General features: G+C 51.0%; 18 protein-coding genes. 11 read left to right on the top strand and 7 right to left on the bottom strand.

Going from position 1 to position 19,963, the window contains the following annotated elements; genetic code table 11:
* The first annotated feature begins 65 nt into the window (after positions 1-65).
* Complete coding sequence (locus CWI84_RS03565; protein WP_126841211.1) at positions 66-1,079, top strand: aspartate carbamoyltransferase; 1,014 nt, start codon at positions 66-68, stop codon at positions 1,077-1,079.
* A 9-nt stretch (positions 1,080-1,088) separates the two neighbouring features.
* Positions 1,089-2,378 carry a glutamate-1-semialdehyde 2,1-aminomutase gene (gene hemL / locus CWI84_RS03560; protein ID WP_126841210.1) on the top strand — a complete coding sequence of 430 codons (1,290 nt, stop codon included), beginning with the start codon at positions 1,089-1,091 and terminating at the stop codon, positions 2,376-2,378.
* A gap of 61 nt (positions 2,379-2,439) precedes the next feature.
* On the opposite strand, the gene mrcB is transcribed toward hemL, so the two are convergent.
* Complete coding sequence (gene mrcB / locus CWI84_RS03555) at positions 2,440-4,728, bottom strand: penicillin-binding protein 1B (protein ID WP_420843704.1); 2,289 nt, start codon at positions 4,726-4,728, stop codon at positions 2,440-2,442.
* Between the two features lies 1 nt (position 4,729).
* Positions 4,730-7,192 (bottom strand): ATP-dependent helicase HrpB, encoded by a 2,463-nt coding sequence (gene hrpB / locus CWI84_RS03550; RefSeq protein ID WP_126841208.1) that lies wholly within the window; start codon positions 7,190-7,192, stop codon positions 4,730-4,732.
* 79 nt (positions 7,193-7,271) lie between these two features.
* On the opposite strand from hrpB, the gene thpR reads away from it, so the two are divergent.
* On the top strand, positions 7,272-7,802 hold the full coding sequence (gene thpR / locus CWI84_RS03545; RefSeq protein ID WP_126841207.1) for an RNA 2',3'-cyclic phosphodiesterase: 531 nt from the start codon (positions 7,272-7,274) through the stop codon (positions 7,800-7,802).
* A 7-nt stretch (positions 7,803-7,809) separates the two neighbouring features.
* Here thpR and pepB read toward each other — a convergent pair whose 3' ends face one another.
* Positions 7,810-9,114 (bottom strand): aminopeptidase PepB, encoded by a 1,305-nt coding sequence (gene pepB, locus CWI84_RS03540; protein WP_126841206.1) that lies wholly within the window; start codon positions 9,112-9,114, stop codon positions 7,810-7,812.
* Positions 9,115-9,173: 59 nt separating this feature from the next.
* On the opposite strand from pepB, the gene sfsA reads away from it, so the two are divergent.
* The 8 genes from sfsA to panC all read left to right on the top strand — a co-directional run bounded on the left by sfsA (position 9,174) and on the right by panC (position 15,939).
* Complete coding sequence (sfsA, locus tag CWI84_RS03535; protein ID WP_126841205.1) at positions 9,174-9,890, top strand: DNA/RNA nuclease SfsA; 717 nt, start codon at positions 9,174-9,176, stop codon at positions 9,888-9,890.
* Between the two features lie 74 nt (positions 9,891-9,964).
* Positions 9,965-10,417 (top strand): RNA polymerase-binding protein DksA, encoded by a 453-nt coding sequence (dksA, locus tag CWI84_RS03530; protein ID WP_126841426.1) that lies wholly within the window; start codon positions 9,965-9,967, stop codon positions 10,415-10,417.
* A gap of 34 nt (positions 10,418-10,451) precedes the next feature.
* Positions 10,452-11,315, top strand: coding sequence for a tRNA glutamyl-Q(34) synthetase GluQRS (gluQRS, locus tag CWI84_RS03525; RefSeq protein WP_126841204.1), 864 nt, complete (start codon positions 10,452-10,454; stop codon positions 11,313-11,315).
* A gap of 65 nt (positions 11,316-11,380) precedes the next feature.
* Positions 11,381-12,298, top strand: coding sequence for a hypothetical protein (locus CWI84_RS03520; RefSeq protein ID WP_126841203.1), 918 nt, complete (start codon positions 11,381-11,383; stop codon positions 12,296-12,298).
* An 88-nt stretch (positions 12,299-12,386) separates the two neighbouring features.
* The gene (pcnB, locus tag CWI84_RS03515) at positions 12,387-13,781 is read left to right on the top strand and encodes a polynucleotide adenylyltransferase PcnB (RefSeq protein WP_420843705.1); all 1,395 of its coding nucleotides are present in this window, start codon (positions 12,387-12,389) and stop codon (positions 13,779-13,781) included.
* Complete coding sequence (gene folK, locus CWI84_RS03510; protein WP_126841201.1) at positions 13,774-14,292, top strand: 2-amino-4-hydroxy-6-hydroxymethyldihydropteridine diphosphokinase; 519 nt, start codon at positions 13,774-13,776, stop codon at positions 14,290-14,292. Before pcnB ends, folK begins: the two co-directional genes overlap by 8 nt.
* Positions 14,292-15,083 (top strand): 3-methyl-2-oxobutanoate hydroxymethyltransferase, encoded by a 792-nt coding sequence (gene panB, locus CWI84_RS03505; protein WP_126841200.1) that lies wholly within the window; start codon positions 14,292-14,294, stop codon positions 15,081-15,083. Before folK ends, panB begins: the two co-directional genes overlap by 1 nt.
* 4 nt (positions 15,084-15,087) lie before the next feature.
* Positions 15,088-15,939 carry a pantoate--beta-alanine ligase gene (gene panC / locus CWI84_RS03500; RefSeq protein WP_126841199.1) on the top strand — a complete coding sequence of 284 codons (852 nt, stop codon included), beginning with the start codon at positions 15,088-15,090 and terminating at the stop codon, positions 15,937-15,939.
* Here panC and panP read toward each other — a convergent pair.
* Genes panP through CWI84_RS03480 form a run of 4 tightly spaced genes read right to left on the bottom strand, consistent with a single transcriptional unit; the run spans position 15,936 to position 19,960 of the window.
* Positions 15,936-17,576, bottom strand: coding sequence for a pyridoxal-dependent aspartate 1-decarboxylase PanP (gene panP, locus CWI84_RS03495; RefSeq protein WP_126841198.1), 1,641 nt, complete (start codon positions 17,574-17,576; stop codon positions 15,936-15,938). The two genes, panC and panP, sit on opposite strands and share 4 nt — an antisense overlap.
* The gene (trmB, locus tag CWI84_RS03490) at positions 17,569-18,255 is read right to left on the bottom strand and encodes an SAM-dependent methyltransferase (protein ID WP_241968719.1); all 687 of its coding nucleotides are present in this window, start codon (positions 18,253-18,255) and stop codon (positions 17,569-17,571) included. The genes panP and trmB overlap by 8 nt, the downstream gene beginning before the upstream one ends.
* Positions 18,252-19,028 carry an ABC transporter permease gene (locus CWI84_RS03485; RefSeq protein WP_126841197.1) on the bottom strand — a complete coding sequence of 259 codons (777 nt, stop codon included), beginning with the start codon at positions 19,026-19,028 and terminating at the stop codon, positions 18,252-18,254. The genes trmB and CWI84_RS03485 overlap by 4 nt, the downstream gene beginning before the upstream one ends.
* Positions 19,025-19,960, bottom strand: coding sequence for an ABC transporter ATP-binding protein (locus CWI84_RS03480; protein WP_126841196.1), 936 nt, complete (start codon positions 19,958-19,960; stop codon positions 19,025-19,027). The genes CWI84_RS03485 and CWI84_RS03480 overlap by 4 nt, the downstream gene beginning before the upstream one ends.
* Between the last annotated feature and the right edge of the window lie 3 nt (positions 19,961-19,963).

Here is a 19,963-nt window from a genome sequence, read left to right as displayed (position 1 = left end):
TTCAGCGCGGTGATTTTTTGCTATCATCGCGCAGCAAATCTGATGTCCAGCCGAGGCGAGCTACGATGAATTTTACTGGGTCGAATATTCTGTCGGTGAATCAATTTGATCTCGATAGCATTCAATATATTTTCTCTGTCGCTGACAAAATGCAGCCTTACGCTCGACGCGCCAAACGCACTCGCGTATTAGACGGCGCCATTCTCGGAAATTTATTTTTTGAACCCTCGACTCGGACGCGGGTGAGTTTTGGCACGGCGTTTAACTTGCTCGGTGGTGAAGTTCGCGAAACCACCGGCATGGAAAGCTCTGCGTTAACCAAAGGCGAATCGCTGTACGATACCGCACGAGTGCTGAGTAGCTACTCCGATGTGATTGCCATGCGCCACCCCAAATCTGGCTCGGTTGCGGAATTTGCGGAAGGTAGTCGAGTGCCGGTGATCAATGGCGGCGACGGCGCTAACGAACACCCAACTCAGGCATTGTTAGACCTATATACTATTCAAAAAGAATTGGCCTACCATGGCCAGAGTGTCGATGGCATGCACATTTGTATGATGGGCGACTTAAAATATGGCCGTACCGTGCACTCGCTGTCGACGCTGCTGTCGATGTACAAAAATTTACGTTTCACCCTGCTGTCGCCGAAAGCGTTGAGCATGCCTGACTCTGTGCTAGCCACATTAGAACAAGCAGGACATCGGGTTACCGTTACTGAACAAGTCACAGAGTCGCTTGACGCTGACATTGTTTATCAAACCCGTATTCAACAAGAGCGCTTTGCTAGCCCTGAAGACGCTGATCAATATCGCGGAAAATTCCGTTTAAACAGCGAAATTTATACCAAATACTACAAACCCAATACGGTCATTATGCATCCACTCCCTCGCGACTCGCGAGCAGAGGCCAACGAGCTCGATAACGACCTCAACCAACACCCAAACTTGGCGATCTTTCGCCAAGCGGATAATGGCGTGTTAATTCGGATGGCATTGTTTGCATTGACGTTAGGGGTCGAAGACCAAGTTCAGCAACATGAATGTGCGGTGAACTGGTTCACCAATAAACCTAATTTGTAAGAGGTTCGAATGAGTCGTTCAGAAACCCTTTTCCAACAAGCCCAGAAAAGCATTCCTGGTGGCGTAAACTCGCCAGTGCGAGCATTTAACGGTGTCGGTGGCTCACCAGTTTTTATTGAGCGCGCCAAAGGCGCTTACATGTGGGATGCCGATGGCCAACGCTATATCGATTATGTCGGTTCTTGGGGCCCAATGATTCTCGGCCATAACCACCCAGCAGTACTGCAGGCAACCTTGGCAGCGGCTGAACGCGGCCTAAGCTTCGGTACCCCTACCGAAGTCGAAATTACCATGGCGGAAAAAATTAAGCAGATCGTACCATCGATTGAAAAAGTCAGAATGGTTAACAGTGGTACCGAAGCGACGATGACCGCTATTCGCTTAGCGCGGGGTTACACTGGGCGAGATAAAATCTTGAAGTTCGAAGGTAATTACCACGGCCACGCCGACTCGCTACTGGTCAAAGCTGGTTCAGGTGCGTTGACACTGGGCGTACCAAATTCTCCAGGCATCCCAGAAGATATCGCCAAACACACCTTAACCGTGGACTACAACGACATCGATTCAGTCGCCAAAGTGTTTGCTGAATTTGGCCAAGACATTGCCTGTATTATTGTTGAACCCGTCGCCGGCAACATGAACTGTATCCCACCGCAGCCGGGCTTTCTGGAAGGCTTGCGCAAAATCTGTGACGACTTCGGCAGCGTATTGATTTTTGACGAAGTGATGAGTGGCTTCCGCGCCGCCCCGGGAGGTGCACAAGAGCGCTACCAGGTAATCCCAGACCTGACGACCTTAGGTAAAGTGATTGGTGGAGGAATGCCAGTCGGCGCATTTGGTGGTAAACAAGCGATTATGGACCATATTGCTCCCGTCGGTCCGGTATACCAAGCTGGAACACTGTCGGGTAATCCGGTGGCGATGGCGGCCGGGCTTGCGACCCTCAACGAATTGGCCAAACCTGGCCTATACGAACAGCTATATGCTCGCGTCGAACAATTACTAAGCGGCATGCAACAACTTGCTGACCAAGCAGGGATCCCGTTTACCACTAACCGTGCAGGTTCAATGTTCGGCTTTTTCTTTACCCGCGAGAAGCACGTCACCAGCTACCAGCAGGCGACGCAGTGCAATATGGAGCACTTTAAGCGGTTCTACCATGAAATGCTGAAGCAAGGGGTTTACTTAGCGCCTTCGGCCTACGAAGGTGGCTTTATGTCGGCGGCGCATAGCGAGGCCGATATTGAACAAACTCTTGCGGCGGCCAAAATCGCCTTCGTAGCGTTGGCGGCGGCTTAGTATTAGTAATAGCAGCTCAGGCGTGCTGGCGCATGCCAGCGCGCCTGAGTTTTTCTACCACTTAATTGCCAAATACTCGCTGCCACCAACTTTTTTCTTCCACCGTCCCTGCACAAGTCATTCCTTCAATAACCGGCTTATCTATCGCTGGAAAGCGCAAAACTTCGGGATCCGCATCACTGCAGGAATCTGGTACACGTACCCCAGAGTCACTCCGAAAGTTAGCATCAATAATGGTCTCTGGACGACGTAATTGCAGTGGCTGCGGTGGCTGTTGCTTGAGCATTTGGCGCAATACCTTTAACGCACCTGAACTGCCCGTAAGCCCGGTAGAGCGATTGTCATCATAACCCATCCATACCGTCATCACTTGCTCCGCATCGATGGCAACAAACCAACTGTCACGTAGATCGTTGGTGGTACCGCTCTTGCCGGCGAGATGCGCGTTTGGAAAAGCTTCGCCCAAGCGCTTACCGGTTCCTTCACGTACTACGCCTTGCATGGTGTACTCGGTTAGGTACTGACTTTCTGGACTAAGCACCTGCTGCAACGGCTGTGGTTGATGATGGTAGACACTCATGCCATCGTGCTGGGTAATCGCTTCTATAGTATGCAACGGGCGAAACCCCTGCGGATTGGCTAAGCCTGCATAAAGTCGGGCAACAGCATAAGGCGACAACGCTGACGCACCCAGCGATATCGACGGGTACGCATGCAAGGGGGTTTCTACGCCCAAAGCTCTGAGTTGCTCAACAATGCGCTCAGGGCCAATATCCAATCCCACGTTTACCGCAGGAATATTACGCGAGGTCACAAACGCTTGGTAAAGCGGTAACTGGCCCAGAAATTCACCGTCATAATTATTCGGCTGCCACGCTTTATCACCTTGCACATCTAAAATCACTGGGTTATCTAACAAAGGCGTCGCCAGTTGATAACGGTCAGGTTGCTGTAACGCTAGGCTATAAATCACTGGCTTAATCAGTGAGCCGATGGGACGCAACGCTAACAACGCTCGGTTAAAACCCGCGGCATTATTCTGGGTGCCACCCACTAATGCCCGAACACTGCCATCGTGATAGTCAGCAACCACTACAGCGCCCTGCAGATCCGGCTTTTTTAAGCGCCTTACAGTGTCTTGTAGGGCTTGTTCAGCAGCCGCCTGCTGCAGTGGATCCAGCCCTGTAAAGATGCGTAGACCCTGCTTTTGCCAATCGGCTGGTAACGGAATATGGGCTAACTCTTGTTGCACTCGGTCTAGATAATCCGGTTGACTGGAACTGACCAAGTGCCCCGATGCTTTAACCTCGAGATCACTGCGTAATGCTGCCAAGTAGTCAGGTTTGCTCAGTAAGTCATGCTCAAACATCAACTGCAAAATCATATCGCGCCGTTGCTTCGCACGTTCCGGATGACGACGTGGGTCATAGTATGAAGGACCTTTGACTAAGCCCACCAGCAATGCAATATCAGCCGCATTTAGCTCTTGCACTTGCTTGCCAAAATAGAACACGCTGGCGAGCCCCAGTCCGTGAATCGCATTACCGCGATCTTGGCCAAAGTAGACTTCGTTTAAGTAGGCTTCGAGAATATCGTTTTTGCTGAATCTGGCGTCAATCACCAACGCCATCATCGCTTCATGCGCCTTACGCAAAAGCGTCTGTTCGCGCGTCAAATAAAGATTCTTGACCAGCTGCTGAGTTAACGTGCTACCACCTTGCACGGTGTGTCCAGCACGGATGTTAGCTACGAGTGCGCGGGCGATTGCCAGCGGTGCGACACCATTATGGTGGTAAAAATTACGATCTTCGACCAGTAATAAGGTGTCAACGAATAAGTTCGGGACCAATTCAAAACCCACCAGTAAACGGTCCTCCCTCGAATGGGTACTGAACCTTCCAATCAGCGGCGGTTCTAGGCGCATAGAATCGAGTTCGCGGCCGTCGGGTAGGCTAATGATTTTAGTCAGCGTTTCGTCATTAAAGTGGAGCGCTACTTTACGCGCCATTTGTGGACCATCAGCAAAATCAAACGGCCGCCGATACAGCACGAAGGCGTCACCCGTTTGCTGAAACTGGCCGCTATCACGCACGTCTGCTACCGCACGGTAACCCAGTAATTGAAGCCGGCGCCGTAATTGTTCCGGAGGCAGCTTTTGCCCCGGGTGAAGGGGTAGCGCATAGCCGTAAACTAAAGCAGGCGCCTGATAGCGGCTTTGGCTAAAGCGTTGGGTCAATGTAGTGTCTAGGTAAATCCAGTAGAAAAACAGTAATGCAGCCGCGACCAGCCCAAGCTTAACGGCTAGCCAGCCAACATGCCGAAAAAAAGAATTTCTACTCAAAAGACTCACCTCAATGACTATCTTTACGCAATTGCCGCGTGGTTTTTGTGGTCGCTAGCGACTGTTGCGGATGCTCCGGCCACGGGTGCTTGGGGTAACGTCCGCGCATTTCCTTTCGCACTTGTGGATAGGCCGTTTGCCAGAAGCTCGCTAAGTCGCTGGTACGCTGCAGTAGCCGTGCTGCTGGTGACAGTAAATCCAAGGTCAATGTTACCTTGCCATAGACCAATGTCGGAGACTGCGGTTCCCCAAACACTTCTTGCAGTTTCACAGCCGCAATCGGCGTTACGGCTTGATAGTCGATAGCCACGCTTCGACCTGACGGCGCCAGCCAGTGACTCGGACAAGCTTGCTGTAACTGTTGTTGCTGTTGATAATCCAAACGCGCTTGCAACGCCGGCAATGGATCCCACTGCTGCAACTGTTTTAATGAGCGAATGTCTTGCCAAAAGGGCAGTGCCCAGTCCGCTAACTCAGCCAGCAAGCGCGATTGCTGAAACTGCGCAAACACGTCATCACCATATTCTGCCAACAAACGACAACGCGCCAACCATTGGTGCGCAGTTTTACTCAACGTTAACACTTCCAGCCCATGCTCTTGCACGTAAGCTATTAATGCCTGTTGTAATTCGACCGCACTGACTTCCCCAGAAAGCACTTCACTACGCAGTTGTAAGCGCCCTAAAGTAACTTGCTTTACGCGTTGTAAACGCTGTTGTTGGCCCTGCCAACGCGCGACAGTTTGCTGTTTAATCGGCAATGCTGGATGTTGTTGCCAATCCAACTCATCCAAATTCACCACGCATTGCAAAACCGCTTCATTGTGCTCGGCAGGAAAGGTCAACCTCAGTGCCAAGAGGTATTCTGGGGCTTGCTGAGGCGCGTCGTAATAACGCGCGGCACCGCCGCTTGTTAAGCGGTAACGTAACTCGCCTTGGCGCTGCCCAATACGGTCGAAAAAGCCCCATAGCAATGCCGATAAACAATGCTCACCGCATCCGTTTAGCTCTGCTTCACTGAGTTTCAATTGCCGTCCCCAGTATTGCCAACGCTGCTGCCAGCGTGCATGCCTCTGCTGCTGACATAACTCACTAAGGTGTTTAAGCTCGAGTTGTTGACTCCGCGGTGGCTCTTCAATGGTTGCGAGATAACGCGCCAGTTGTGCCCGTTCGGCCACGGATAATTGCAAGCCGTGATAGGCGACCAAGGCAATACGGGGTTCAGCAGCAGCACTCGCCACCCACCGCCCAGCATCGGTCAACGCGCCCTGCTCAAGTAACCCAAAGGCCGTTAACCAGTCCTCCGCATGGGCCAGCAATCCAGCATTGGGAGGCGTCAACCACGCCATTGCTGCGACCTCGGTGCCCCACAACTTGGCTTGCAGTATTAACGGTGCTAAATCACTGTAGTCAATCTCCGCCGCCTGAAATGCACTAAGACGTTGATACTCAGCTTCACTGCCTAATCGAACACAGTGCCCCGCCTGTAACCGCCCGGCGCGACCGGCGCGTTGTTGTGCTGAAGCTTGACTCACCCGCTGCGTCATAAGCTTGCTGGTACGCAAGTTCGGGTCATAAACAGCCACCCGCTCTCGGCCACTGTCAACGACGGTATCGATGTGCTGCACGGTAATACTGGTTTCAGCGATATTGGTGCTAAGAATAATTCGTTGTGCGGCTGTTGCAGCATCGCTACCCTGCACCACCTGTTGCTGCTGAGCCACGGTTAAGCCACCATGTAATAGCTGCACCGGCCATTGGCTTGCGTCCGCCAAGCGCTGCTGCAACCAACGCATTTCCCGCTGCCCAGGCACAAACACCAAAATACCTTGTTGCGCCAACCCGGTCGCCAGCAAAATCGCACGCAAAGTTGCTTGCAGCCAATCTTCTTGCGCTTGCAACGGCACATAATGGTAGTCGATAGGGTACTGCCGGCCTGCTGCGGTCAGCGCAGTAATTTGTTCGCTATGTGGGCTAAGGAAGTCTACCAAAGCGTCAACATCAATGGTCGCCGACATTACCCAGACGCTCAGGTAAGTGCGCAGCGGTAATACATCGAGTAATAACGCTAAACTCAAATCACTGAACAGATTGCGCTCATGAAATTCGTCGAACAAGATGGTGCTGATACCTGGTAATTCAGGGTCTCGCTGCAACCATTGCAACAACACCCCTTCGGTTACCACCACTAACCGCGTTTGGGTACCTGTTTTGCGCTGTCCGCGAATTTGGTACCCGATGCGCTCGCCGACTCTCTCACCTAACTGTTCAGCTAGGTAATGTGCAATACTCAAGGCCGCGACTCGGCGCGGTTGCAGCATAACAATCAGGCCGTCAGCCGCGTAGCCTTGCTGCAGAAGAAATAGCGGTAATGCGGTCGACTTCCCACTGCCTGGTGGCGCTTGCAATACTTTCACACCAGCATGGGGAAGTTGCGCGATTTGACGATAAAGTTCGGTAATCGGGAGGGTCAAACACTCTCCTTAAGTATTCGCTATTGAGCAACGGCAACAGACTGTTTAGTATGCCAAAAAAGCCTGTTTTGGGGTAGCGATGAGTGATCACACGAAAACCACACAACGATTATTTCTGGGCTTGGACTTACTCACGCCAGAAAAGCAAGCGCTCGCCGACTGGCAGTACCGCCATCTTAACCATCCGCGCCATGCCGTCTATTGGGGCAACTACCACCTGACCCTAGGCTTTTTTGGTGCTTGCACTCAGCAACAGCGTGATGCTCTGGTGGAACGCATTAGCAACGTTGAACGACCGACATTGACGAGTCAGTTTGGATTGCTCGGCTACTGGCCAGAAAGTCGCACCGTATACCTGGCACCCAGTCAGCCCAATGCCAGTCTGAACGCATTTGCCGGGCAATTGCGCCAACACTTGGCGATCAATGATGAGCGCCCTTTTGCGCCCCATATCTCGCTTATTCGCGGCGCCAAAGAACCCGCACAGATGATGGGCAACCCCGCCAACTTTCGCATCCGCTGGACCGCGTTGACCCTGTTCTGGTCGAAACCGACAGAACAGGGTGTGCGTTATCAACCACTTGCTCGGTGGCCGTTACCCCTGCGTTGAATACCCTTTAGTCCGACAATTGCAATAGCGTCGCGGCAATCGTGCGAATACCGTGACCGGTAGCGCCCGCTGACCACATCGCATCAGCACTGCCTAAATAAGCACTCGCTAAGTCGAAATGCAACCAGCCGTTGCCGTCGTTGGGTGCAAAGCGCAGTAAAAATCCAGCGGCATTGCTCGCACCGCCCGGTCCACCGCCTTTTTGCGGCCGACTGTTGGCGGTATCAGCAAATGGCGACGGGCAGTTATTACTGTGCCAAGGCGCCAATGGCAATCGCCACAACAATTCCCGCTCTTGAGCCGCGCAGTTGATTGCTGTTGCGGCAGCACCATCGTCAACACTGAATAGGGCATTGTATTCTTTACCCACAGCCATCTGCGCCGCACCGGTCAAGGTTGCCGCATCAATCACCCATTTTGCACCACTCTCAGCCGCTGCCTGCAAGCCGTCAGCCAACACTAAACGGCCTTCCGCATCGGTATTGACCACTTCTACCGTTAACCCGTTTTTGTAGGTGATAATATCGCCTAATTTAAAAGCACTACCATCGATAAGATTTTCTGCACAGCAAAGAATCAATCGAACGCGCTGTTTTAAGCCGCGTTGCACTGCCAGCGCTAACGCCCCCGCTAGGGTCGCTGCACCGCCCATATCACATTTCATTGCTAGCATGCCTTCGCTACCTTTGATGCTGTAACCGCCGCTATCAAAAGTAATTCCTTTACCCACTAACGCCGCAGCAACGGGGGCATTGTCATCACCGGTGGGATTAATATCGAGTTGCAACATCAACGGCTGACGCACACTAGCGCGGCCGACGGCATGAATACCCGCCCATCCCTGTTTTAGTAGGTCATCACCTTTAATGATGTTGTAACTGACTTGCGATGGAACGAGCTCTTCAAAGTAGTCAATAACGCGCTGCGCCAGCGTTTCTGGGTACAACTCTTCGGCCGGCGCATTAATGAGTGCTCGAGCCCAACGGCTAATCTCACTCAAGTGACTTAGCTGCTCTGCTACCGCTGGTTCGCTGCTATGCCAGACCACTTCGTTGGTTGACTGTGTAGAGGTGAAGCCTTTTGCTAACGCCCATTGACGTTCTTTATCCCAGCCCTCCGCGCTCGGTTCGATGCGATTCACGCCGTTGTTATCCAGCAGTCGGCCAGCCTTTTGAATACGCCGTAGGTTCTCGGCCTCGTCTTCACCAACAACGATGACCGCGCCTTGTTCGTTAAATATCAATGGCGTGTGGGGCTTCCAATAGCCATCAGGTTGTTCGGTGGTGAGTAAAACGGGTAGTGCGGTAGACATCAAGTGATTCCCCCTATAGCTTATTGATGCTTAACACTTTAGCGGTTTTGAGGTAATTGATGCAATTTAATCCGCCCCTACAACAAGGAAAACTGTTGCGCCGGTACAAACGCTTTTTGGCCGATATCGAATGGCCCAATGGCGAAGTAGAAACGGTCCATTGTCCTAATACCGGTGCAATGACAGGTTGTGCTGAGGCAGGTTTTGGCGCGGCTTGTAGCCGCAGCAACAATCCCAAACGTAAGTATTCACTTACTCTGGAACTCACTCAAGACAAACAAAATAACTGGATTGCGGTGAACACGCAGCGCGCTAATCAAGTGGCTGGCGAGGCGCTTCGCGCAGGCTTTATTGCCGATATTGATGAACGCTGCGAGCTGCAGCCTGAGCGGCGTTATGGTGAGCAGAATAGCCGTATTGATTGGTTTACGCTGGATCACCAACAACGGCAAACCTATATTGAGGTGAAAAGTGTAACCCTCGCACAGGGCGCACGCGGATTGTTTCCTGATACCGTAAGCCAGCGCGCCAGCAAACACGTGCAAGAATTGATGGCGATGCGTGAACAGGGGCATCGCGCCATTCTGTTGTTTGTGGCGCTGCACTCAGCGATTCGTTCCGCCGAGCCGGCCACTGAAATTGATCCAAAGTATGCTGAAATCTGTAAACAAGCGGCACAAAAAGGCGTCGAGTGTTATGCCGTTGGATGCGAGATAACTCCCGAACACATAATAGCGAAACAATTACTCCCCGTACCGACATGGAAAATTGCCTAACTGGGATCTTTCTGGTATATGTAGCGTCCTTTTTTTCACAACCCGTGTAACAGTATTGTTTTAGGAGATCCATGATGCCAAAGGGCACAGAGAAGAAAACGCACGGCATCCTGGCGTTAGCCGGCCTTGAGCCATATAAGGAAAAGTCGGGTGAAGAATACATGAACGATGCTCAACGTGAGCACTTCAGAAAAATTCTTGAAGCCTGGCGCGCCCAATTGCGCGAAGAAGTTGATCGCACCGTTCACCACATGAAAGATGAAGCGGCGAACTTTCCTGATCCGGTGGATCGTGCAGCGCAGGAAGAAGAATTCAGCATCGAATTGCGTACTCGCGATCGTGAGCGCAAGTTGATTAAAAAAATCGAGAAAACCCTTCAGAAAATCGAAGAGGATGATTTTGGTTTTTGTGAATCATGTGGCATCGAAATCGGTATCCGCCGTTTGGAAGCACGCCCAACTGCAGATTTATGCGTAGACTGCAAAACCTTAGCGGAAATCAAAGAAAAGCAAATGACCGGCGCGTAAGCCAATCTGGTCAACGCGTAGTTGTGGGGCAGCAATGACAACATCCTACTGTGGTCGTTTTGCCCCCACACCCTCAGGTCCTCTCCACATGGGCTCGCTCGTTGCCGCCCTCGGCAGCTACTTAGACGCCAAAGCCCATCAAGGGCGTTGGCTACTGCGTATTGACGATGTCGATAAGCCACGAGCCGTTGCCGGTGCCGCTGATACCATTCTCCAACAACTCGATGCTCATGGCTTACATTGGGACGGCGAGGTGTTATATCAAAGCCAACGGGATGCGCGTTATCGAGCGGTGATTCAACAACTGACCGAACAAGGTTTAACTTACCCCTGTGTTTGCCGTCGTAAGCGCCTACAAACATTGTCAGATGGGTATGACCGCTATTGTCTAAAGCACCCACCGTCTAGCAGCGAAGCGCACGCCATTCGTTTTTTTAACCAACAAGCCGTTATCGAGTGGCAAGATCGCCGCTTGGGCCCGCAACTGAGCACTAGCGCAAAAGATGCAGAAGATTTTGTGTTGCGTCGTCGTGATGGCTTGTACGCCTACCAACTAGCCGTGGTTGTTGACGATATTGACAGCGGAGTTACCGACATTGTTCGTGGCGAGGATTTGTGCATTCCAACGTTTTGGCAGTTAACACTGTGGCAGCAACTGCAACCACAACCGCCGAGATATCTGCATTTGCCGTTAGTCATGGGAACCGATCAGCGCAAGCTAAGTAAGCAGAATCACGCGCCCGCCATTGATAGTCGTCATGCGGTTGCTAATCTTTTACAGGCGGCTGACTATTTAGCGCTAGAGCGGCCTCCAGAAGAGTGTATCGATGGGATAGAGGAATTGCTGCAATGGTTAAAAAAATGTTGGATCAGAAAATACCTGAACGGTACAATTTAAATGCTAATCCGTCAGATCTATTCAACAAAAATTACAAATCGCCTATTTATTAAACAAGGATTGTTATGAAAAAAGTTATTATCGCTATTGTCGCCGCTGTCGTTATTGTTTTAGGTGGAGCGGCATTAGCAGACCACTATCTCGAAGGGAAAATTGAACAGCAGTTGCAACTGAGCAAACAACAATTGCCGGCGGGAGCAACCTTAAGCTACGGTGAAATCGATGTAGATTTGCTGGCCTGGCAATGGAGTGTGAGCAACATCTCGTTAAAACTAAGCCAGCCTGATATCAGCATTGCGGTAAAGCAAGTCGTTAACCACAATTTTAACTTCGACGAATTACCAGAACAGTCTTCAGCAAGCGTTAAGGGAATTAGCGTTGACGGCAAATTCATGAGCCTGTTACCGCCTAACCTCAAAGCCTTTGTTGAACCCATGGCGCTGGACGTAAGCGCCGACGTTGAGTTTGATAAACAACCAGGCGTGTTTGACGTAGACCTCAATTACGACATGAAAGATTACGGCCAGTTACAGCTCGATATTCGCTTAAGTCAGGCTGAAGCTTTTATGCAAAAGCTGCAACAAATGGTGCAGCAATCTAAGCAGCAATCACAAAATCAGCTCACGCCAGAACAAACTAAGGCGCTAGTGGATGAACTGAAAACTGCAATGCAGGATGCTGTTATTGAACAGTTTGAAGTCACCTTATCTGATGAAAAATTTATTCCATTTTACAGCTCGTTGATCAGCCAACAGCAGAACATCGAAGAAACCCAGTTTAAAAAACTTCTAGCGGCTAACACGATACAAATGCTGGGCTCTTTCAGCCAAGTCGACGAGCAAGAGTCAAAAGCCATCGTTGGCTTTTTCACGGGCGAAAATGCAGTGAAAATTGCCTTAACGCCAGAACAACCCGTCACTTTTGGCAATCTGAAAACACTGCAGCCCATGCCAATTACCGTGACTGAGGTTACAACCCAGTAAACCCCATTCCAGTTCCGCTCGATGCGCGCTACAATAGCGCCATCGACGGCTGCTGGAGCAGGCAGCAGAAACACTCTGGAGAACGACCATTATTAAGCGCCTAAAAGCACTTGCGAAACGTGCCTTTACCTCGGAAAAAACGACAACCGCAGGCCGCGTCCTCGCCGAGCCGATTATTATTCCGCGTGATCAACATCCTATTTCTCGCAGTGCGTTAAGCAAAAACGCGGTCAAGGTATTATATCGTTTGCATAATAGTGGCTATGACGCCTATCTAGTTGGCGGTTGTGTGCGTGACTTACTGCTTGGCATCCAGCCTAAAGATTTTGATGTCGTCACTAACGCAACGCCAGAGCAAATTAAACGTCTATTTGGCAATTGCCGCTTGATTGGCCGCCGCTTTCGCCTAGCACATGTGGTATTTGGAAAAGAAATTATCGAAGTCGCTACCTTCCGCGGCCACCACGATAGCCCCGACAGCAGCGACAAAATTGCCCAGCAAAATGATAAGGGCATGTTACTTCGCGATAACGTCTATGGCGATATTGAAGAAGACGCCGAGCGTCGTGACTTTACTGTTAACGCCCTGTATTACAACATCGCTGACTTCGCGATCTATGATTTTGCCGACGGTGTGAAAGACATTGAGGCTGGCCAGTTGCGATTAATTGGCGACGCCGAGCAACGTTATCGTGAAGATCCGGTGAGAATGCTGCGCGCTATTCGCTTCGCCACGAAACTTAATATGAAATTGACGCCTCAGGTTGCCGAACCGATTCCACGGTTAGCAGACTTGTTAGGTCACATACCGCCAGCGCGCTTGTTTGAAGAGTTCTTGAAATTATTCATGGCCGGTAAAGCGGCAGCAAACTTTGAACAGCTCAGTGAGTTTGGCTTGTTCCAAATGCTGTTCCCAATGCTCAAGCAATACATCAAGAATCCTGACAGTGAAAGCTTCCAACTGATTCGTCGCTCGTTTGCCGATACCGATAAACGCGTCAATAACGATCAACGCGTCACCCCAGCTTATCTTGTTGCAGTACTGCTCTGGTATCCGTTGCAGGCACGTCAACAACAATTGATGGCAGAAGGGGGCTTACCACCCGTTGATGCACTCAATATCGCAGCCGCAGATGTGGTTGGTAAACAAGCACAGTCTATCGCTATCCCTAAACGGTTTAGTATGCCAGCACGTGATATTTGGCACTTACAGCAGCGTATGGAACGTACCAAAGGCGGAGCCCGAGTTCGCTCGGTACTGGAGCATGGCCGCTTCCGTGCTGCCTACGATTTCTTATTATTGCGCGCGGATATCGCTACGGGTGATGAACAACAGTTGTTGCAACAAGCCGCGCAACGTTGGACGGAATGGCAAAATCAGCCTCAATCTGCGGCGAAACCCAGTAATCAAGGACGTCGCCGCAGTAATCGACGACGTAAGCCGCGTTCACAGAACTCTTCGTCCCCGGCGCGTAATGACTAATTACTACATCGGCTTAGGAAGTAATCAGCAGCACCCAGAACACCAGTTACTGCAAGCACTTCAGGCGATAAAACAGCTTCCAGATAGCCGCCTTTTAGCGCACTCAGGTTTTTACCAAAGTGCGCCGATGGGGCCGCAGGATCAGCCCGATTATATCAATGCCGTTGCCGCAGTGGCATCCACCTTAGCACCCTTCGCTTTATTGCAGCAGTTACAGCACATCGAACAACAACAAGGGCGCGTCCGCGACCGGCGCTGGGGCGAGCGGACACTAGACCTAGATATACTTTTGAGTGACGCAATCGTATTGCGGCATCCGCGCTTGAATATTCCGCACATCGGCCTAACCGAACGCGATTTCGCCCTCTTGCCGCTGTTAGAAATTGCGCCACAAGCCCGCTTGCCTAATGGCAAAGCGCTACAAGCATTTACCTCGACAGTTCCTGACTATCAGCTAAATATGCTAATCTCGGCAGCAGAGATTGCTCAACGACTACAGGAGAGTCAGTAATGGCAACCACCATCGCGACGCTACAAAAGATGAAGGCCGAGGGAAAAAAAATCACCTCGCTAACCGCATATGATGCCAGCTTCGCCAAGCTGTTTATTGAGTGTGGTATCGACTTTATGCTGGTGGGTGACTCGCTGGGTAATGTGGTCCAAGGCCGCGATTCCACCATTCCGGTTAGCGTGGACGATATCTGCTATCACACCGAAGCGGTGCGCCGCGGTGCGCCTGCTGGATTCGTGGTAGCCGACCTACCTTTTATGAGCTATAGCCAGCCAGAGCAGGCTTACCAAAATGCCGCACGGTTAATGCAAGCCGGCGCCAACATGGTCAAATTAGAAGGCGGTGAATGGCTGGAACACACCATCCAAGGATTAGTCACCCGTGGTGTCCCAGTATGTGCTCACTTGGGATTATTACCACAGTCGGTGAATGTCCTCGGCGGCTATAAAGTGCAAGCTAAAGAGCAAGCGCAAGCGGACGCGACCTTGGCACAAGCACAAAAACTAGAACAAGCCGGTGCGCAATTGTTAGTACTGGAATGCATTCCAGCCAGCTTAGGTAAACGGATTAGTGAGGCCTTGAGTATTCCCACCATTGGTATTGGTGCGGGTGCAGACACCGATGGTCAAATTTTGGTAATGCACGACATGCTTGGGCTTAATAGCGATTACTTGCCCAAATTCACCAAAGACTTTTTAGCGGGCCAAGGTTCGTTACGCAACGCCATCATTGCCTTCCGTGATGAGGTCCAGCAAGGCCAGTTCCCGGCTCCCGAACATAGCTATCGTTAATCCTATGCAGCAACTTCAAGATCTAAACCATATGCGCCAATGGCGCCGCAATCTTCCAAGCGCTGAACGCGTGGCATTGGTCCCAACCATGGGTAACCTCCATGACGGTCATTTAGCCCTCGTTAAGCATGCTCAGCAAAATGCCGAGCGAGTGGTGGTGAGTATTTTCGTAAATCCGATGCAGTTTGGTGCCAACGAAGACCTCGATAGTTACCCTCGCACCCTTACTGAAGACTGCGAAAAGCTTGCGAGTTTGGGCGTGGATGCGGTTTTCACACCGACCGTGGATGACGTCTATCCGCGGGGTCTTGGTCAACAAACTCGGGTCGAAGTCCCGGGGATTTCTGACATCCTTTGTGGCGCTAGCCGGCCAGGACATTTTACCGGTGTCGCCACGATTGTCTGTAAGTTGTTTAATATGGTGCAACCAGACGTTGCAGTGTTTGGCCAAAAAGACTTTCAGCAATTACAAGTGATTCGCTTAATGACCGCGGATCTCTCATTGCCGGTCGAGATTATTGGCGTGCCGACTCAACGTTTAGCTAGCGGCTTAGCCATGAGCTCGCGAAACGGCTACTTGAGTGATGCCGAGCGCCAGCAAGCAAGCGTTATCTATCAGACCTTAAAAACCTTGGCAGCGACTTTGCAAAGCGGTGGCACAGATTTTTCGGCTTATGAGCAACAAGCCCGGGAAGCCTTGCAGCAGTGCGGACTCAAGCCTGATTATGTCAGTATTCGCAACGCCAGAGATTTGTCAGCGCCAAGCGTTGATGCTGCCGAGCGCTGGGTGATCTTAATTGCCGCATTCCTTGGTAAAACGCGGCTGATCGATAATATCGTCGTGGCTCGCGCCTAACCTAACTCACGCATTTCGGTATACAACGCGCCCAACAAACTGGTTGCGCGGCTAGCAATTTTGCGCTGCTCAGCGAGTACGTCTGCAAGCATCGCTTCGGTAGTTAACGGGTTAGCCAATACCACCCGAAAAACCACGGTGGGCTCGCTGTGGTACTGATGCGGTGTGAGCTTGGTACGCGACACAAACGATTGTCCATCTTCCCGCTGTCGTTTTTGAATATAGCGGGTTAGCGCATTCAAATGTGGTGTTAGCCGTTTTATATGCTCGGCATTTCCTTGCTCTAGCACATGTTTCACCGGCTCAGGCACATAGCGGTAGGTTAACAGACACAACTCAGGATCAGTGATCACTTCAAAATCATCTTGCTGACGAATGAGATCAGCAAAGTAGTGTGCTTTCTCTATGCTGTTATCAATCAATAACTCATAGCCCCGACGACCGATCACGTGCAATGCCGAAAACACCATCATCGCCATACCTGAACGCGATCCTTCCATGGTGTGTGCTCCTAAGTCTTTGGAGCCATGGCGAATAATATATTCGGCGTGGTGTTCGATGGCGCGTACCGCTGACGGGTCTTTGAAAAGCACTAAACCCGCCCCCATTGGTACATACATTTGCTTGTGCGCATCAATGGTTACGCTGTCGGCCAACTCAATACCCGCTAACAGTTGACGGTGCCGCGATGACATCAGTGTTGCCCCGCCCCAAGCGGCATCCACATGGAAGTGAGCATTCACTTGTTGTGCGACTTCCGCCATCTCTTCGAGTGGGTCAATATGGCCGGTTTCTGTGGTTCCGGCAACACCAATAATGGCCATCACCTTGCCACCGTCGGCTTCCACCTGCTGACACTTTTCCCGTAATGCAGCAATTTGCACACGGTTATTATGATCAGTAGGCACCGCAATGAGGTTTTTACGACCGATACCCAACACATCGGCGGCTTTTGCTAACGAATAATGACCGCGCTCGGAAACCATTACCGTCAGCCGCTGATAACCATAGTGTTGAAGTCCAGCAGCTAGACCATCAGCGGCAATGCCTGCAAAGCCATTGGTTGGCTTGAGTAGCTGGTTCCGGGCGACCCAAAGTGCGGTGATATTGGCCACCGTGCCGCCCGAACAAAACGCCCCTAAGGAGTGTTGTGCACTGTGCATCCAGCGTCGATAAAAATCCCCATCGCGCTGATAAACCAAGTGATGCAGCATACCAATGACATTGCGCTCAAGCGGAGTAAACGCTTTCGAGGTTTCTATCTTGACCAAGTTCTGGTTTAAGCCAACCATCAATTTTGCTAGCGGCAGCAGAAAATACGGCAGCGCAGAGGTCATGTGGCCAATAAACCGCGGCGACGCTGTATGTACCGAATGAGCGACTAACTTATCCAGCAGAAACTCGGTATGGTCAGAGACGAACTGTGGATCTTCTGGCACCGTTGCGCCTTGAAAATCCTGTTCGATCGCTTGCAGTGGCTTTTCTCGAGCGACGATATGTTCACCCAAAAAGCCCATCAAATTCTCTGACAAATGCTTTTCAATGCGACCCAAGGTGGAGTCTGGCGCTTCCGGGATGGTAAAAATCCGGTACAACGACTCTTGATTGACCTCGGCATATTGTGGCGTTTTACTCAAATCGCACTTCCTCTGGTAATTGCGCGCGAAGCTGCCATAGCTGCTGTTGCGAACGCTGATATTTGCGTTCGAACGGCGTCATTGCTTGGTGTGACCGTAATAGCGGTGCAATCTGCGCCTGACATTCGATTAAGGTTAGCGATTCTGCAACTTCCGTCAAATAAGTCACCCAGTTGGAGCGCATCACTAACTCCCCGCCAAGTTGCCACAACGACTTCCACACCGGACTCGCATGCCAACGGCGTGATAACTGAGACGCTTTGGGATAGGGGTTGGGATACAACAAATAGTGCTTTTCTAAACGCCATCCTGCTGCGGCCGCCAAGCGCCAGAAATCAATAAGATCAGCGCGTACTAACCAGTAGTTGTGCCCTTGCGACTGACCTTGGTAGGCACCATGACGCGCTAACCTATGAGCAGACTTGTCCACTCCCACCACTAACGCCTGTGGGTATTGTTGCGCCAACCACGCAGTGCTCTCTCCCACGCCACAACAGGAATCCAAAATCAATGGCTTGTCGCTTTCTGCAACACGCGCATTAATCTCATCAAATGCCGCTTGGTTGTGTTGTTGAATAGGCTTTTTAAAGGTCGAGCGAGCTTGCCGCTCGACATGCTTCATCAAATCTTCATGGTTGCCGGTTTGATTGGTGGTAACGGCACGGGCAATAAAGCTCACGAACGAATACCTACACCTTTACTGAGCAACCGGTAAACCAGCACAAAAAATGCAATATTAAAACCAATCAAGACCGCCATCGCAACACCGATCGGCACATCAGCTTGACCTAAAAAGCCATAGCGAAAGCCATTAACCATATACAGGATAGGGTTTGCCATCGATACGCCCTGCCAGAAATCCGGTAGCAAACTGACCGAATAGAATACCCCACCGAGATAGGTTAACGGCGTCAGCACGAACGTTGGAACAATGGAAATATCGTCAAAGGTTTTAGCAAATACCGCATTTGCTAAGCCGCCCAGAGAAAACAGTGTCGAAGTAAGAATGACAGTAAGCACAACGTACAAAGGATGCTCAAGGTGGACGTTGTCGACAAAGAAAAATGATACCGCGGTGACGATCACAGCGACGATCATCGCTCGCGCCATACCACCACCAATATAGCCAGCGATGATCACTGGTGTCGATACCGGCGACACGAGCATCTCTTCGATGTTGCGTTGGAACTTAGCACTAAAAAATGACGATGCAACATTTGAGTACGAATTGGTAATCACCGACATCATGATCAAACCAGGCACAATGAACTCCATGTAGGTCACGCCGCTCATTTGTCCAATCCGCTCGCCCACGATGCTACCGAAAATGACAAAGTACAGCGTCATCGTTATCGCAGGTGGCACCAGAGTTTGCACCCAAATTCGCAAGAACCGCGTGCACTCTTTAATCCAGATGGTTTTTAGTGCAATTAAACTGGTCGACTGATTCATGCCGCTCCCCCTGTACCTTGCTGACGCCCTTTCTCCACTAAATTCACGAATAACTCTTCTAAGCGGTTGGCCTTGTTACGCATCGACAACACTTTAATACCATGAGCTGATAACTGCTCGAATACGCCATTCAGACCCGCGTTTTTATCCACATCCACTTCCACGGTATGCTCATCAGTCCAGCGTGTCGCAAAACCTTCCAAGCTCGGTTGTTTGTCGCTTGCTTCCACATCCAAAATGAAGGTTTCTTGGCTCAAGGTTGCCAACAAGCGCTTCATTGAGGTGTTCTCGATGATTTGCCCCGCGTCAATAATGCCGATATTGCGACAAAGCATTTCTGCTTCTTCTAAATAGTGGGTCGTCAGAATAATAGTGATACCTTCTTTATTCAGGCGCGTCAGGTAATCCCACATCGAACGGCGCAGTTCGATGTCTACACCGGCTGTCGGTTCGTCTAAGATTAACAAACGTGGTTCGTGCAAAAGCGCACGCGCAATCATCAACCGTCGCTTCATCCCGCCCGACAGCGAACGTGCCGGCTCGTCGCGCTTTTCCCATAAACCGAGTTGGGTAAGGTACTTTTCCGCTCGCTGGTGAGCTAGCTCCCGCGGCACCCCATAATACCCAGCTTGGTTCACCACAATCTGGCGCACAGTTTCGAACTGGTTGAAGTTAAACTCTTGTGGGACCAATCCGATTTGCCGTTTTAATTCCATTAACTGAGTATCGAGGTCGTAGCCAAATACTTTCACACTACCGGCGGTTTTATTCACCAGTGATGAAATCACCCCAATGGTGGTCGATTTGCCGGCACCATTCGGCCCCAGCAAGGCAAAGAAGTCGCCCTCCTTTACGCTGAAGTCGATACCCTTTAAGGCTTTAAAACCGCCTTTGTATACCTTTTCCAGTCCACTAATTTCCAGTGCATTCATAAC

This window comes from Idiomarina tyrosinivorans (genome assembly GCF_003987475.1).
Taxonomy (GTDB): Bacteria; Pseudomonadota; Gammaproteobacteria; order Enterobacterales; family Alteromonadaceae; genus Idiomarina; species Idiomarina tyrosinivorans.
Note: the sequence above shows the minus strand (reverse complement) of the source record. Positions and strands in the feature narration are given on the sequence as shown.

What these genes read in the sequence shown, in the direction of transcription:
- CWI84_RS03565 (WP_126841211.1), top strand. Translation starts at nt 66, where the DNA reads ATGAATTTTACTGGGTCGAATATTCTGTCGGTGAATCAATTTGATCTC.
- hemL (WP_126841210.1), top strand. Translation starts at nt 1,089, where the DNA reads ATGAGTCGTTCAGAAACCCTTTTCCAACAAGCCCAGAAAAGCATTCCT.
- thpR (WP_126841207.1), top strand. Translation starts at nt 7,272, where the DNA reads ATGAGTGATCACACGAAAACCACACAACGATTATTTCTGGGCTTGGAC.
- pepB (WP_126841206.1), bottom strand. Translation starts at nt 9,114, where the DNA reads ATGTCTACCGCACTACCCGTTTTACTCACCACCGAACAACCTGATGGC.
- sfsA (WP_126841205.1), top strand. Translation starts at nt 9,174, where the DNA reads ATGCAATTTAATCCGCCCCTACAACAAGGAAAACTGTTGCGCCGGTAC.
- dksA (WP_126841426.1), top strand. Translation starts at nt 9,965, where the DNA reads ATGCCAAAGGGCACAGAGAAGAAAACGCACGGCATCCTGGCGTTAGCC.
- gluQRS (WP_126841204.1), top strand. Translation starts at nt 10,452, where the DNA reads ATGACAACATCCTACTGTGGTCGTTTTGCCCCCACACCCTCAGGTCCT.
- CWI84_RS03520 (WP_126841203.1), top strand. Translation starts at nt 11,381, where the DNA reads ATGAAAAAAGTTATTATCGCTATTGTCGCCGCTGTCGTTATTGTTTTA.
- folK (WP_126841201.1), top strand. Translation starts at nt 13,774, where the DNA reads ATGACTAATTACTACATCGGCTTAGGAAGTAATCAGCAGCACCCAGAA.
- panB (WP_126841200.1), top strand. Translation starts at nt 14,292, where the DNA reads ATGGCAACCACCATCGCGACGCTACAAAAGATGAAGGCCGAGGGAAAA.
- panC (WP_126841199.1), top strand. Translation starts at nt 15,088, where the DNA reads ATGCAGCAACTTCAAGATCTAAACCATATGCGCCAATGGCGCCGCAAT.
- CWI84_RS03485 (WP_126841197.1), bottom strand. Translation starts at nt 19,028, where the DNA reads ATGAATCAGTCGACCAGTTTAATTGCACTAAAAACCATCTGGATTAAA.
- CWI84_RS03480 (WP_126841196.1), bottom strand. Translation starts at nt 19,960, where the DNA reads ATGAATGCACTGGAAATTAGTGGACTGGAAAAGGTATACAAAGGCGGT.